Below are 15,354 nucleotides of genomic sequence, written 5' to 3' on the forward strand. Positions count from 1 at the left end.
GGCTCAGTCCTCGAAGGTGGTGCCCGGCCCAAGCCGGGCTTCGTCGCTGAGCACATAGGCGGCGACGCGGGATTTGTGGGTGGCGCGGTCGCCCCAGGACGGGTCCAGCGCCCAGGCACGTTTCATGAACATTTGCAGGTCGACTTCCCAGGTGTAACCCATGGCACCATGGACCTGGATGCCATGGCGCGCCGCCAGCCAACTGGCGTCGCAGCAGGCCAGCCGGGCTTGCGAGACGTAGACGTCGGCGCCCCGCTCACCCTTGGCCAGGGCGTGGGCCGCGCGATAGAGCACCGGCTTGGCGAACTCGATCTTGCTGGCGATATCGGCCAGGTGGTGCTTGACCGCCTGGAAGCTGCCGATCGGCTTGCCGAATTGCTTGCGCTGGGCCACGTAGTCCACCGACAGGTCGAGGATCCGCTGGGCCAGCCCCAGCAGTTGGCCGGCCACCGACAAGGCGCCACGATTCAGGGTCTGGGCCCACAAGGCACGGCCCTGTTCGCCACCGACCAGCAGGGTCTCGGGGCCGGGCTGCCAGCTCACCTGGCCCAGGCGGCGGGACGCATCGATACTGGCGTTGGCCTGCACATCAACCTGCGAGCGTGGGACCGCATGCATTTCATCGCCATGGGCCAGGATCAGCCACTCGGCCATGTCCGCATCGGGCACCAGCGGGTTGATCGGGTGCCCGATCGCCATGCGCACGCTGCCATCGGCGATGCGTGGCAGCAGGCTGGCCTTGAGCGGGTTGTCCGCCGGCAGGCCATTGAGCAGGCCGGTAATCACATAAGCGGTATCGGCCAGCGAGTCGGGGATGGCGTAGTAACCCAGTTCCTGGGTCATCAACGACCAGGCCACATCGTCCATGCCCAGGCCGCCGAACTGCTCGGGCACCGACAAGGCCGTCAGGCCCTGCTCGGCAATCTTGCCGCGCAACTCTGCCGAGCGCCCGGCGTCGGTTTCCCAGATTTCGCGCAGCATCTCGGGGGCCGCCTCGGTCATCAGGAAACGGCTGATGGCTTCACGAAAGGTGAGCTGGTCATCGGTAAAGGTAAAGTCCATGGCCGGCTCCTATTTCGGCAGGCCGAGCATCCGCTCGGCGATGATGTTGCGCTGGATTTCGTTGGTGCCGGCGTAGATCGGCCCGGCCTGGGCGAACAGGAAACCGTCGAGCCAGCCACCACCCGGCGACTGCGGTGCGCTGTTCAACAACTCGCCGCGGGAGGCGAGGATGCGCATGGCGGTGTCATGCATCTTCAGGTCGAGTTCCGACCAGATAATCTTGTTGATGCTCGACTCGGCACCTATCTGTGCCCCCTGACTCAAGCGCCCGACGGTGTGATAGGACGACAGCGCATACCCTTCGGCGCCCAGCCAGGCATCGACCACCGCGTCACGAATGCTTGGGTCGCGATCGGCACTCTCGCGGTGGGCGTGGTACAGCTGCACCAGCTTGCGCGCCGTGGCCTGGAAGCGCGCCGGCGAGCGCAACAGCAAGCCACGCTCAAAACCTGCGGTGGCCATTGCCACATGCCAGCCCTGGCCTTCGGCACCAATGCAGTTATCCACCGGCACCCGCACATCGTCGAAGAACACTTCAGCGAAGGTGTTCTTGCCGTTCAGGGCCCGGATCGGGCGAATGGTCACCCCCGGGGCATCGAGCGGCACCATTACGAACGACAGGCCATTGTGCCGGGTCGAGGCCGGGTCACTGCGAAACAGGCCAAACAGCCAATCGGCAAACAAGGCGCGGCTGGACCAGGTTTTCTGTCCGTTGAGCACATAGTGGTCGCCATCGCGGATGGCCTTGCTGGTGATCGCGGCCATATCGGAGCCGGCATTCGGTTCCGACCAGCCCTGGGCCCACATGTCGACACTTGAGGCCATGCGCGGCAAGAAGCGCTGTTTCTGCGCCTCGGTGCCGAACTCCATCAGGGTCGGTCCGAGCAGCAGCTGGCCGTTCTGGTTGATGCGCATCGGCGCATCGGCGCCGTAGTATTCCTCTTCGAAAATCAGCCACTCGATCAGGTCACAATCCCGGCCCCCGTACTCCTTGGGCCACATGACCATCGACAGGCGTTGCTCGAACAGCTTCGCTTCCCAGGCACGGTGTTGCTCGAAGCCTTCGCGGGTGTCGTAGTTGGCCAAGGGTGCCGTTGGCTGATTGGCCGCCAGCCACTCGCGGACTTCCTGGCGAAAGGCCTTTTGTTTCGGGGTATAAGCTAGTTCCATGGCAGCCTCTCAGAACTTCGCGTCGCGTTTTTCGACGAAGGCGCGGCGGGTTTCGGCAGAATCCGGACTGGTGTAGGCCTGCAGGGTGAAGCCCTGCTCCCAGCGGTACTTGTCTTCCAGGTTGCCGTCTTCGATACCGTTGAGGGCTTCTTTGGCAATCCGGATCATTGCCGGGCTCTTGGCGGCGATCTTGGCCGCGATTTCCAGCGCTGTTTCACGCAGCTGTTCCCTGGGCACCACGCGCTCGATAAAACCGTACTGCGCAGCCTCGGCGGCGCCGATCTTGTCGCCGGTGAAGAACAGGTAACGGACCTTCTGCACCGGGAACAATCGCTGCAGGTGCGCACCGCCACCCATGGCCCCGCGGTCCACTTCAGGCAAGGCGAAGGTGGCGCACTCGGAGGCCACGACAATGTCGGCGGCGCCGGTAATGCCGATGCCACCACCCAGAACAAAGCCATGCACGGCGACGATCACCGGTACCGGGGTGCGGTGCACTGCCTTGAACGCCGCGTAGTTGCCGGCGTTGACCGCGATGATCCGATCGGGGTGGGCGTCCAGTTCCTTGATGTCGACACCGGCGCAAAAGCCGCGGCCCTCAGCGCGAATGACGATCACCCGGACTTGAGGATTGGCACCCAGCGCCTGGACCTCCTCGGCCAGCTCCATCCATTCCTGGCTGTCCAGGGCGTTGACTGGCGGTTTGGCAAGCACCAATTCGGCAATGCCCGCGTCGATCTGTGTAGTAAATGCTTGACTCATGGTTGTCTTCTCCAGTGCTCAGCGGGCCTGCTCGATTGAAGATGGGCTGCAGTTTTCCTGCGCCCGCGCAGGCGTTTGTTCGTGTTGTCGGGCCATCAGGGCATCCAGGCAGCGTTCGGCTTGCCCGGCAATTTCCTCGATCACCTGCTGGCAGGTCTTCAGCTCACTGATGGCGGCGGCGACCTGGCCGCTGGGCAGAATCCCCTCGTCCGGCACGCCGTCGATCATCGAGCGCTGCAGCAACACCGGCTGGTTGGCGGCCATGACCGTTTGCGACACCGCACCGGGGTCTTCCTTGAGGGCCTGGCGCAGCACCGCGAACAGATGCCCAAGGCTCATGCCGGTTTGCTGTTTCCATTTCCAGGCGCTGCGCAAGGCGATGCGCAGACGCCCGAGTGACCCGGCCTGCTCCAGGCGGTTGATGAACGGGTTGTCGATCATGCGGTGGCGCATGCCGTCGACTGCAGTGCTCACCCGTACCCGCTGCGGGTCGCTGACCTTGAGGTAATGCACCAGGGTGGCTGCAGGTGTCGGCGAGTCACGGGTCATGAGGAATCTTGTGCCCATGGCAATGCCACAGGCTCCGGCGGCCAGCGCTGCGGCCAGGCCCCGTCCGGTGGAGTAACCCCCGGCGGCAATCACCGGCACCGACACCGCATCCAGTACTTGAGGCAGGAGGATCGAACTCGGCACACCACCGGTGTGCCCGCCGCCCTCACCGCCCTGGATGGTGATCATGTCCGCGCCCAGTTCCACGGCCTTGAGGGCATGCTTGAGCGCCCCCACCGTCGGGATGCACAGCACCCCGGCCGCCTTGAACCGGGCAATGGTCTGTTTGTCCGGGCCTCGGCCATAACTCACTGCGCGCAAGCGGTAGCGAATCGCGAGGTCGACGCACTGCCCGGCGTTCTCCTGGAACATGTGGAAGTTCAGGCCAAAGTTGCTGCCACCGGTGGCGGTAATCACCTTCTGGATTTCGCTCTCCAGGGCTTCGCCTGCAATGGTCGCACCGGCGAGAAAACCGAAACCGCCGGCCCGGGTCGTGGCGATCACCAGGTTGGCGTCAGCGACCCAGCCCATGGCCGTCTGCACAATCGGATAGCGGCACCCCAGGGCTTCGGTCAGCGGCGTGCTCATCCAGCGGCTCATGCCTGCTCTCCGCTGGCGGCAGCTTTGTTCGCCTGGGCCATGGCCTTGGCGTCGAATCCGCCGAGTTTGTCACCCGACAGCAACTCGTTGTGCGCATGGGCGAAATGGTGCCAGGCAAAGGCGGCGTCCATGGCCGTGCGCTTGCCCTGCAGGTCTTCAACATGATTGATCGCCTGCTTGGTCAGGGCCAGGCCCATGCGCGGTTGACGGGCAATGTTGGCCGCCAGCGCGTAGGTAGCCTGCTCCAGCGCCTCCCGAGGCAATACCCGATTGACCATGCCCATCTGGTAAGCGCGCTCGGCGCTCATGCGATCACCGGTGAACAGAAACTCCTTGGCGATACGCGGGTTGAGCTCATAGGGATGGGCAAAATACTCCACTCCCGGAATGCCCATGCGCACCACTGGGTCCTGGAAAAAAGCATCGTCGCTGGCCACGATCAGGTCACAGACCCAGGCCAGCATCAGCCCCCCGGCGACACAGGCGCCCTGGACCATGGCAATGGTCGGCTTGGGCAATTCGCGCCAGCGCCGGCACATGCCCAGGTACACCTCTTGCTCGCGGGCATAGAGCTGCTCGCCGCCAGGCTTGTTGGTGTGGTCCCACCAGAGGTGCGCGCGCTCGAACGGTTTGTTGATATCCCGTCCCGGCGTGCCGATGTCATGGCCGGCGGAAAAGTGCTTGCCGGCCCCACGCAGCACAATGACCTTGACCGCATCATCGTTGACCGCCTGGCGCAACGCCGCATCCAGCGCATAGGTCATCTGCGAGTTCTGCGCATTGTTGAAGCCTGGCCGGTTCATGGTCAGCGTGGCGATACCCTCCGCCACGGCGTACAACACCGGCTCCTGCGTTTCGTAGACCGAATGGTCTTCACGCTGGACGAATTCACTGTCAGGGCTGTTCATGCTCGTGTCCCTCGCGTTAAGCCGCGCGAATGCCGGCCGGGTTGCCCTTGATCGCCGTGCTGCGGTAATCGTGGGGATCGAGTCGACGGATCAGTGCCAACTGCTCGGGAGTCGGGTGCACGGTTTCCTTGAGCGCCGACGACTTGAGCAACGGGAAGCCGGTGCATTCCTGCACCTGTTCGAAGCTCACGCCCGGGTGCAGGCTGCGCACCTGCACGGCACGGTCCGGGCCGTCGAAATCCATCACGCACAGGTCGGTGACGATCAGGCGAATGTCCATCAGGTCGCGGCGTACCCCTTGCGGCCAGCGCTCGGCCTTGAAGCCGACGCCGGAGACCATGTCCACTTCACCGCTGACGAACACCCGGGTGTTGTGGTTGGGGACGAAGAACGAGTTGATATGGTTGATGCTGTTGCCCGGCAGGCCACGGACACCGAGCATGGCGGCCTTGGGCTTGTGGTAATCACCCACGCAGGACAGGTTGCTCTGGCCCCAGCGGTCGATCTGGGTCGGGCCGATCATGGCGTGGCGACGACCACCCCAGACGCACTCGAACACCCGCTCGAAGTTCATCGAGCCCGAGTAACGCGGTACAAAATCACCACGCGGGCCCAGGGGGATGGGGTCCTCGACCAGGTAGGCCTCGCTGTCGGTCATCAGCAATTGCGGACTGTGGCTGAGCTTGGCCAGGCTCGCGCCCAGGCGCGGGATCACGCCAAGGCCTGAAGCGATCAATTCGCCGTTGTCGCGCCAGGCTTCGCTGGCCGCGACGATCATCAGTTCGGCGAGGGTAAATTCACAGGTAGTCGACATTTTCATCTTCCTCAGAACACCGGCAGGGCCAGGGAGCCCATGCGTTCGGCACCGCCGTTTTTATCCAGATAAGCCACTTCGCCCGCCGCCACGTACTCCTCGACGTAGGCTTGCCAGCCGCCCTCCTCGCCAGCACTGGCGGCATAACGCTTGAGGTGGCTCAGGTCCCAGCCGTACTCGGGCTGGCAGGCGGTCGGGTGGGCGCCAAAGGGGGCATGGATCACGCCGCTGACCAGGTAGCGTTCGAAGGTGTTGCAACGTGCCTGTTCGGTGCTCAACTCGAGGCGTTCATGCAGCTGTTCGCAAGACACGAAGCACTGCCCGGCAGCGCGGGCGAACAGGTGATCGAAGTACGGGTCGGGGCCTGTGACCAGCGTGTTGCCCAATCGGTCGGCGACGTTGACGTGAACAAAGGCGACATCCAGATTCAGCGCCGGCATGGCCAACAGAACCTCGCCGTCTGCATAGGGCGATTGAATGGTCTTGAGCTCAGGGTTGAGGCGCGTGACATCGGTGGCCAGGCCGCAGCGGGTCGGCAAAAACGGCAGGCGCATGGCCGCCGCACGCAGTCCCCACTGGAACATGCCCTCGTCGACTTCCATCAATTCCAGGCCACCGGCTTCCCGGGCCTTGCGGTAGTAGGGTTCCAGCGGGATGGCGTCGAGAGTGGCAAAGCCGAACACCAGCTTTTTCACCTTGCCCGCTGCGCAGAGCATGCCCACTTCCGGTCCACCGTAGGCCACCACGGTCAGGTCCTTGACATCGGATCGCAGGATCTCGCGAACCACCGCCATCGGCTTGCGCCGCGGGCCCCAACCACCGAAGCCGATGGTCATGCCATCACGCAGTTGCGCCACCGCGTCAGCCGCCGTCATTTGCTTGTTCATTGCTCATCTCCTTGTTGTTGGCCGACTGAAAAGTCATGCCCCCACAGGCTTACGCGGGTAAATTCGAAGGCCGAGTGTTCGGCCCAGTTCACTTGCAGGCCGCCGTAGCCGTACTCCAGGTCGAAGCCGGATGGGGTCTTCATGTAAAACGAGGTCATCAGATCGTTGAGGTGCTGGCCGAGGGTCGCCGACAACGGCACCTGATGGGCCAGGCGCCGGTCGTGGGCACGCCCCACTTCGGTCATCGAGCCCACTTCCACCATCACGTGCACACAGCCCGAATGGACTGCGAATTCCGCGAGCGCCAACGAGTGGTGGCGACTGTTGCGGCAATGCAGAAAATGAATCCGGATCGGCGGCGCCAGCGGGTCGGGGCGAAAGTTGAAGATGTCCGACAGTTCGAACCCCAGCACATCCTTGGCGAATGCCAGGGTGGCATCGAAGTCCGGGGCCGGCAGCACCGTGTGCCCCAGGCCCATGTCACCGGTGATGAAACCCGGCACACCCTGGGGCGAGACAAATGGCAGGCAATCGGAGCGATGCCCCCAGCTCAGCTCGTGACGGTTGCCGGACGGATCAAGGACACTGACCAGCGCCTGTACGCCACGCTGCTCGACCTCGGCGGCAGTGCCCGCCTGCCAGCGCACGCCGTTCTGCTTAAGGGCCTGTAGCGCCGCGTTGAAAGCCTTTTCGCTGGCCAGTTCCCAGCCAGACGCCAGGTAACCCGCTTCGGCACCCTCGACGATGAGCATGCGAAAGGGTCGCTCGTCCATCTTCACGTACAGTCCGCCACCGGGTGCAGGCACGACCATCATGCCCAGCACGTCTTCGGCATAGCGTTGCCACTGACTGAGGTTTTTGATTTGAGCGACGAAGTAGCTCAACCCCCGGATATCCATCATGCCCTGCTCCTCAATGACTGGACCTTTGTTGGTCTTCATTGTGCTGAGGGGGGGCAACTGCATCATCGTCCGTTGAGACTAAGCATCTGATCTGCTGGGGAAAGAAAAAGGTGCTGACCCCGACACCGGAATATCCAATTCCTCGTGGGAGCGGGCTTGCTCGCGATGAGCCCGAAGGTGCCGGGTTTATCCAGCCAGCAGTCGTTAACGTTCACGACCATCGTCGGAACGCCGCCCGGAGCCGGCTCGCCCCCACAGGAAATTGCAGCAGGTTCAGCGAATGTGCACGAACACACTAGCGTAGCGCGCCGGCTTGATGCCTTGGTCGGCCCAGAGGCCGCCACCACGAGGCTTTTGATCGCAGACGCCCCGTTAACCACGCTGGCCGAACGCAGGCATTGCGTAGCGGGTAAACCGGCAAGGATGCCGGTTTACCCGCGCTGGGCCAGGGATGGCCCATCGCGGCGGTCCGCGGAGCAATGCCGGAGAGAGGGCACACCGAGCCTTAGCGAGGTGCCGAGTGGTGGGGCAAAGAGCGCTTGGTTACTTGGCGCTTTTCCAAGTAACCCGCCGTAAGGGCGGAACCTATTGAAGCCATTACCGCAGAAACGGATATGTACACGAGACAAGATCAAAAGATCGCTGCCTCGTTCCACGAGACAGCTCCTACAGGTTGGGTGGTCACATGTACAAAATCACCAGGTCGTTGATCACCGAAGGGCGATCACTGCCAACCACATGGGTGTTCACTTCCAGTGTGAGCTGGGTCCCGCGCTTGACCCGCGCCACCTGCTTGACCCTGGCCCGCGCATGTATCCGCGCACCGGCTGGCACCGGTGCCGGGAAGCGCAGGCGGTCCGAGCCGTAGTTGACCATGGTGCCAAAGCCGGTGATCTCATAGCCCAGTTGCAGTTTGAGCCGCGATTGCAGCACCTGCACCAGCGCACCGTGGGCGATGGTGCCGCCAAACGGGCTGTCCTTGCGCGCACGCTCAGGATCGGTATGAATCCAGTAGTCATCACCCGACAACAACGCGAAGGCATCGATCAAGGCCTGATCGACGACAATTTCGTTGCTCCAGTCGCTGAAGGTTTCACTGACCAGGCTCTGCAGCGCCACCTCATCGTCCATGGCAATCAGGCGCGCAGGTGCAACCTCAAGATGTTCCACAGGTTGCGTTTGAGGCGCCCCGGCCCAGTGCTGCAGCGCGGCGCTGTCCTGCTCCATGCCGGTAAAGCGCAGTAACCGCGTGCCCTTTGCGTCGACCTCGGCAAACACCGGTTTCAAACGCATGCCGATGCGAATCTGGTCCTCTTCAAGCCCCACCAGCGTGGTATTGATCCGCACGCCTTCATCCAGCTCGATGACCGCCAGTTTCTGCGGCATTTCATCGGCGAAGTCCGGCAACGTGGGGATGCGCGCCACGGTAAAACTGTACAGGCTGGCGCCACCGCTCACGTCACGCCAGGTCAGGTCGTGGGCCAGGCAACGCGGGCAGTGCCGACGCGGGTAAAACACCCAGTGTTCGCAGGCGTTGCACTGCTGGATCAACAGCCGTTGCGCTTTCAGGCCTTCCCAGTACGGTGCAGAAATATCGGTCGGTACCGGCATTGGTTTATTGTTCGACATGCTGGTCATGCTCCCTGAAGAATCAACGCGGCCTGCTCGCTCATCACGCCACCGGTCCCGGAGACGTAGACGGCGTCGCAACGCCCGAGCTGGCGTTCGCCCGCTTCACCGCTGATCTGAGTGACGGCCTCGATCACCTGTGACATTCCCCCGGCGGCACCGGCCTGGCCGAAACTGAGCTGGCCACCGTGGGTGTTCATCGGGAAGTCGCCGCGCCAGGTCAGGTCATGCTCGCGTACAAAGCGCATGCCCTCACCCTTGGCACAGAAGCCGGCATCTTCCAGGGTCAACAACGCGGTGATGGTGTAGCAGTCGTAGATTTGCGCCGCATCGACATCCGCCGGTTTGAGCCCGGCCATATCGAAGGCGCGACGCGAGGCCGGACCAATCGGCGTGTTGAGCATGTCTTGCGCATACGAGGGCGACTTGAATGCCAGGTGCTCACCGAAGCCTGTGATGAATGCCGGGCGTTTACGCGCACGGGCCGCGACTTCTTTGGAGGCAATGATCATTGCCGCACCGCCGGCCACGGGCATGACTATTTCGAGGATGTGCAGGGGGTCGGCCACCCGCTTGCTCGCCAGCACCTGCTCGATGCTCAACGGCTGGCCATGGAACATCGCCTGGGGGTTGGCCAAGGCGTTGGTGCGCTGGTCAACCGCGATCTTGGCCATGGCCACCGGATCGTATCCGTACTGCGCGGCATAGCGCTGGGCAATCATGGCGTAGCCGGTATTCTGGCCCATGTGTCCGTAAGGCAAATCGAATTCCGCCTCCGGTGCACCAAAGGCCGTACTGTGGCCGCCGTAGCGCATGGCACGGGCGATCGCGCCAGGATCTTCGTCGGGGCCCATTGGAGCCAGGCGCGCTGGCAGTACACACAGCACGGCCTGGCATAAGCCCAGCTCGATCGCCGCGGCCGCTCGCCAGACCATGCCCACCGAGGTGCAACCTCCCAGGTCGACCACTTCGGCAAAATTCAGGGTCAAGCCCAGGTACTCGGCGGCCATGGCCGGCACGAACACCGAAGCTTCATGAAAATGCGGGCCGTTGATCACCAGACCGTCGAGGTCCTCGGCACGCAATCCTGCGTCCCGCAGCGCTTGCGCCGCCAGGTCGGCCACCTGTTCGAGGTGGAACATCCTCGGCGCAGTGGCGTATTTTTCCGGTTTGTATTGTGCGGTGCCTACAATCGCCGCATGACCTTTCAGACCCATGTATCCTCCGCTCGAAGGCTGTGCACTTGTGTTTTTGTCTTGCGACCATGCCACAACGCGTGCGGCAAGTGATCGTCCATTTGGACCAGAACACCGCCCAGCGCCAGGATCTTCCCGGCGTGGGCGCCTGCACGGTGATCAGAAGCTGTATTTCACCGAGAACGTGCCATAGTCACGGTCGGCCAGCAAACGCTTGACCGGGTCCGCATCACCCAGGTAGCTGGTGACCCGCAGGGCGACTTCCAGGTTGCCCAGGTACTTGAAGGTGGTGCCCACGCTCAGCCGACGGTCGCCTTGCAGCCCGGAAATAGTCCCGGCCATCGGCGTGGCGCCGCTGAACACGTTGGAGAAATTGACCGGCACTTCCAGGTCCCAGCCTTCGAACACGCCCGGGTAGCTGAAGGATGCCCCCACGGTGTAGGCGCTGGCGGTTTTGCTGCGCCAGCCCGTCGCGGTCTTGTAGGTGTAGTCATCGGACGGCTGCACCAGCGGGCGCATGGCCGGAATCAGACTGTTGCCCAGCGCCTGCAGGTTCGGTGCCGCCGAGGCATCATCCACGCTGTCGACGCGCACATGCACGATCTCGGCCGTCAGCGCCGTCTGGCTCGCCCAAGGCCGGTCGCCGAGGATGCGGATGGCCGACAATTGCATCTGCTGGCCCTTGCCTCGGGTTGGCGTCGGGCCCAGGCCTGTGTTGACCATCACCGGGGCACCATCGCGATAGGACCACTCGCCACCGATCTGGGTTTCGCCGATCTTGGTCGAGGCACTGATCCCGGTCAGCTTGATGTCTTCAAAGTAGGTGATCCGATAGCCGTTCGGCACACCGGCGAACGCGCCCGGGGCGACGGGAATGGGCTGATACCCCACCAGCGCGGTGGCGGGGTTCTTGTCATGATAATTGACATGGAACAATGACAGTTCCAGGGCCGGTACCGGGCGAAAGCGTACCTGAACCCCCCACTGCCCACTGTCACGGGGTTCATCGGTGCCTTTGTAGTTGATCCGCGTGCCGTTGGCGTTGCGGATAAACTCACGCCCTGGCCCGACCACATCACTGGTAGACAGGTAGCTGCCTACCGGCGGCAGTTCAGTCCCCATCCATTCGTATTGCACATACGCACCAAAGGTCAGCTGCGGGTTCAACCGATAGGAAGCCGAAAATTGCCCGACCGGCAACAGCACTTCCTTGACCTCGACCCCGGGCTGCGCCGCCTTGACCGCGTCGGACGGGTTCTGCACGCCACTGACACCGGGGTAAAACAGACTTTCACCCCACGACTCGATATGGCGTCCGGCCTTGACGTCGAGCATCGAATCATTATCGAAGCGCCAGCCGCTGAACACGTAGGCGTCGAGGAACTTGCTGCGTCCACCGCTGTAGTATTTGGTGTCACTGGTGAACTCATTGTGATCCCCGGTCTTGTTGACCGTGGACGGTGAGTCGTTGTCGTTGGAGCGATGGTAGACATCATCGTAGAACGTACTGGCACGCAGTACGGCGCCGTAGTTGTCCTTGCGCAGGATCATCTCGGCCAATGCACCCACGCGGTTGGTGACCAGGCTGCCCTTGTCGAAGTTGCGGTCGCCGTCATCGGCGTTGAGCGTCAACAGGTTCTTGTCCGGGTCGGACAAGCGAACCCCTAGCCCGTAACTGGTCGTCACGGTCCAGTCAATCGTCGCCCCGTTGTCGAACTCGATGGTTTCACCTGACCATGCGGGTGTGGACACCAGTGCGATCGCCGCCACCAGACCCGATAACTCGAAGCCCGATACAGCTGGGCCTGCACCATTTTTGTTGTTTTTATTATTCACACTGCCTCTCCCGATTAACGACCTGATGGCCGCGCAAAGTGCAAGAACACCACTATTTCCCATGCCCGCTCAGAGCTGCCCTAGCACAGACTGAGCGGTGACACCTTCTGGCGTGCGTCCGTAACGGAACACGCCGGCTGTTTCTTCACGCACCAAGTGCCCTTGGGCGATGAGGTAATTGACATGGGCCAGGGTTTCGCCGATGGCCATCAATTCATCGAAGCGCCCCTTGACCGTCGGAAACAGCACCGCCATCAGTTGCACGGCACTGCGCGGCGCCGTGCAGGCATCCAGCACTCGCTGCAAATGCTCCTGGTGATGGTCACGCAGTTGGTCAAGGCGCTGATGCAGGTTGAAAAACGGGCGCTCATGCGCCGGCAGCACCAGCACGCTATCGGGCACGCTGCGCAGGCATTCGACCGAGTCCAGCCAGTCACGCAACGGATCGGCATCGGGCTCGGTCACCTGGACGCAGACACTGGAAGTGATGCGCGGCAGAACTTGATCGCCCGAGATCAGCAGGCCGTCCTCGGCGCAGTACAGGCAGGCATGTTCCGGCGAATGGCCGCGGCCAATCCGCACCTGCCAGCGACGCCCGCCGATGGTCAGCTGACTGCCTTCGCTCAAACGCCTGAAGCTGGTTGGCACCTGCGGGCGAAAGTGCGCCGAACCGAGCAGCGGAAACAACGCCTCGGTCTGCTCGGTGCTGAAACCGGCACGCTGGTAATGCTCGCGAAATGCCCAACTGCTGCTGACATCGCTCTGCGTGCCCAACTGATGCATGGCCTGGTATTCACTGGCGCTCATGAACACCGGGCAGCGGAAGCGATCGCTCAACCAGCCGAGCACACCGACATGATCGGAGTGAAAGTGGGTGCAAATCACCGCGACCAGGGGCAAACCACCCAACGCCGTGTCGAACAGCCCTTCCCAGACTTCGCGGGTCTGCGCATTGTTGAGCCCGGTATCGACCGCCACCCAGCCCTGGCCATGTCGCAGCAGGTACAGGTTGATATGGTCGAGTCCGAACGGCAGCGGCATGCGCAGCCACAGCAGCCCCTCGGCGACCTGCTGCACCGCGCCATTGGCGGGCGGCTGCGGCCAGGGAAAGCGCAGGCCCGAGCGCCACTCATGCCCTTGGGCATCAAGGTTACTCATGGCTGTCACCCGCAAAGGCGGCCAAGCCAACCCGCTCAAGCGCCTGCGTGCTGTACGGCACATAGCTGCCGCAGCTTTCGTCGCGAATGAACAGTGGGTCGCTGAATGCCGTCGGTGCATAGCCCTGGCGCTGCAAGTCCACCTTGCGCAACTTGAAGGTGCTGGTCAGATCGGCAGCCGCTGAAACGCGCACGAACACCGGCGCGGCATAGCGCGGCAAACGCGCCTGCGTCAGCGCATAAAACGCTTCGGGATCGAAGGTTTGTCCTGGCTGCATCAAGACCGCCGCCATACCGGCCCGCCCCTCTTGCCCTGGCACCTGCACACCATAGATATTGATCAGTTCAAGCCCGGCAAAGTCCCCCAGCGCAGCCGCCACCTCCAGGGTGGAGACGTTCTCGCTCTTCCAGCGGAAGGTGTCGCCGATGCGATCGATAAAGTAGAGGTAGCCGTCCTCATCAAAACGCAACAGGTCACCCGAGCTCCAGTAGGCGTCCCCTTGGCTGAACACATTGCGACGAATCTTGCTGTTGGTGGCCTCGGCCGAGGTGTAGCCCTCGAAGCGCCCGCCGCCGATTTCCGGATGGCTGATGATCAAGCCCAGGGCTTCGCCCACCTCGCCCTCTTCGCACAGCTGGTAAAAGCCGTGTTCGTCCCGTGGATAGCTATCGGTTTCAACGTCATAGCGCACCAGGCGCAGGTTGCTCTTGTCCCAGAACGGCACACGACCGCAGGCGCCCAGGTAATTGTCGACGTTGACCACGTTGGTGTTGGATTCGGTGGAACCCCACCCCTCGAACACCTGGATCGCGCCGAAGCGCTGTACCCAGTTCTGCCAGGTCTCACGGGATAACCCGGCACCGAGCATGCAGCGCAGCCCGTGCTCACGCTCGCCAGCGACCGCGGGTTGGTTGAGCAGGTAGCGACAGATTTCACCTATGTACTGGAACACGCTGATGTGGTGCTTGCGTACGTCGCTCCAGAACTCCCGGACACTGAATTTGCGCCGCACCACAATCGCCGCGCCGGTTTTCAGCGCGGTAGAGGTCACCGACGTGGCGGCCGCACCGTGGTACAGCGGCAGGCAGCAATAGAACACGTCCTGGGGCGTGGTCTGCAGGGTGACTTCCATGATGTCGCCCGTCGACATCCAGCGCATATGGCTGTAACGCGCAGCTTTGGGCAGGCCCGTCGTGCCTGAGGTAAAAATCAACAAGCTTGGGGTCTCGGCGCTGAGGTCGGCGCGCAGGTCCCGTGGGAATGGCGTATCTGGCGCCTTGGCCAGCGCTTCACCCAGGCGGGTATCGACGTGCGCGGGCATGGCGCCCGTCCACGGCTGCTCGGCATCCTCTACCAGCCACAAGGGCAACGGCGGCAAGCCTTCGGTCGCGAGGAAATTGCCCAGCACCTCTTCGCCGACGATCACCGCCTTGGCGGCAATGGCCTCCAGGGCATGCACCAACGGCCGTCCGCTGACCTGGGTGTTGACGAAGCCCACTACCACACCCAGTTTGACCAGGCCGAACCAGCTGCAGAAAAATTCCGGGCGGTTCTCCATGGCCAGCGCGCAGACATCCCCGGGGCGCAGGCCGCGGTCATGAAAGACATGGGCCAGGCGGTCGGCCTCGGCATTGATCCTGGCAAAACTCAGACGCTGCTCGCCATAGATGATGAAGGGCCGCTCGCCGTGGCGTCGGGCTTGCTCCTCGAGGCGATCGGCCAGGGTATAGCGATCCGCCGGTTTGATGCGCGCACTGGCTTGCGCCCGGCGATCGAGGATGGCCTGGGTCTGCTCGCGCGGCACGACGCCGCGGTCGGCACTGGACAGCAGGCTTGCGTTGTTGAAATTGTTCATCCCTACCTCCGATAAATCCTGTTGTT

13 protein-coding genes are annotated in these 15,354 nt (G+C 63.0%); all 13 read right to left on the bottom strand.

Annotated features, from left to right (window positions below):
* Positions 1-3: 3 nt before the first annotated feature.
* The 13 genes from OH720_RS21880 to OH720_RS21940 all read right to left on the bottom strand — a co-directional run bounded on the left by OH720_RS21880 (position 4) and on the right by OH720_RS21940 (position 15,328).
* Entirely contained in the window at positions 4-1,062 is a 1,059-nt protein-coding gene (locus tag OH720_RS21880) for an acyl-CoA dehydrogenase family protein (RefSeq protein ID WP_272602887.1), read from the bottom strand.
* A gap of 9 nt (positions 1,063-1,071) precedes the next feature.
* Positions 1,072-2,232 carry an acyl-CoA dehydrogenase family protein gene (locus OH720_RS21885; protein WP_272602888.1) on the bottom strand — a complete coding sequence of 387 codons (1,161 nt, stop codon included), beginning with the start codon at positions 2,230-2,232 and terminating at the stop codon, positions 1,072-1,074.
* A 9-nt stretch (positions 2,233-2,241) separates the two neighbouring features.
* The gene (locus OH720_RS21890) at positions 2,242-2,994 is read right to left on the bottom strand and encodes an enoyl-CoA hydratase family protein (RefSeq protein WP_008056567.1); all 753 of its coding nucleotides are present in this window, start codon (positions 2,992-2,994) and stop codon (positions 2,242-2,244) included.
* Between the two features lie 18 nt (positions 2,995-3,012).
* On the bottom strand, positions 3,013-4,143 hold the full coding sequence (locus OH720_RS21895; RefSeq protein ID WP_272602889.1) for an NAD(P)H-dependent flavin oxidoreductase: 1,131 nt from the start codon (positions 4,141-4,143) through the stop codon (positions 3,013-3,015).
* Positions 4,140-5,051: an enoyl-CoA hydratase gene (locus tag OH720_RS21900; RefSeq protein ID WP_008056570.1), complete on the bottom strand. Its 912-nt coding sequence runs from the start codon at positions 5,049-5,051 to the stop codon at positions 4,140-4,142. Before OH720_RS21900 ends, OH720_RS21895 begins: the two co-directional genes overlap by 4 nt.
* A 16-nt stretch (positions 5,052-5,067) precedes the next feature.
* The gene (locus OH720_RS21905) at positions 5,068-5,865 is read right to left on the bottom strand and encodes a CoA-transferase subunit beta (protein ID WP_272602890.1); all 798 of its coding nucleotides are present in this window, start codon (positions 5,863-5,865) and stop codon (positions 5,068-5,070) included.
* Positions 5,866-5,876: 11 nt separating this feature from the next.
* Entirely contained in the window at positions 5,877-6,752 is an 876-nt protein-coding gene (locus tag OH720_RS21910; protein ID WP_008056573.1) for a CoA transferase subunit A, read from the bottom strand.
* Positions 6,749-7,654 (bottom strand): VOC family protein, encoded by a 906-nt coding sequence (locus tag OH720_RS21915; protein ID WP_272602891.1) that lies wholly within the window; start codon positions 7,652-7,654, stop codon positions 6,749-6,751. Before OH720_RS21915 ends, OH720_RS21910 begins: the two co-directional genes overlap by 4 nt.
* Before the next feature lie 681 nt (positions 7,655-8,335).
* Positions 8,336-9,283, bottom strand: a complete 948-nt coding sequence (locus OH720_RS21920) for a bifunctional OB-fold nucleic acid binding domain-containing protein/MaoC family dehydratase (protein WP_272602892.1) — start codon at positions 9,281-9,283, stop codon at positions 8,336-8,338.
* A 5-nt stretch (positions 9,284-9,288) separates the two neighbouring features.
* A complete protein-coding gene (locus OH720_RS21925) occupies positions 9,289-10,500 on the bottom strand; it encodes a thiolase family protein (protein ID WP_272602893.1) in 1,212 nt (403 codons plus the stop codon).
* Positions 10,501-10,638: 138 nt separating this feature from the next.
* Positions 10,639-12,315, bottom strand: coding sequence for a DUF1302 domain-containing protein (locus tag OH720_RS21930; RefSeq protein WP_272602894.1), 1,677 nt, complete (start codon positions 12,313-12,315; stop codon positions 10,639-10,641).
* Positions 12,316-12,384: 69 nt separating this feature from the next.
* Positions 12,385-13,473 carry an MBL fold metallo-hydrolase gene (locus OH720_RS21935; protein ID WP_272602895.1) on the bottom strand — a complete coding sequence of 363 codons (1,089 nt, stop codon included), beginning with the start codon at positions 13,471-13,473 and terminating at the stop codon, positions 12,385-12,387.
* Positions 13,466-15,328 (bottom strand): long-chain-acyl-CoA synthetase, encoded by a 1,863-nt coding sequence (locus OH720_RS21940; protein WP_272602896.1) that lies wholly within the window; start codon positions 15,326-15,328, stop codon positions 13,466-13,468. Before OH720_RS21940 ends, OH720_RS21935 begins: the two co-directional genes overlap by 8 nt.
* Positions 15,329-15,354 lie beyond the last annotated feature (26 nt).

Origin of the sequence: Pseudomonas sp. WJP1 (genome assembly GCF_028471945.1) — a bacterium.
Classification (GTDB): domain Bacteria; phylum Pseudomonadota; class Gammaproteobacteria; order Pseudomonadales; family Pseudomonadaceae; genus Aquipseudomonas.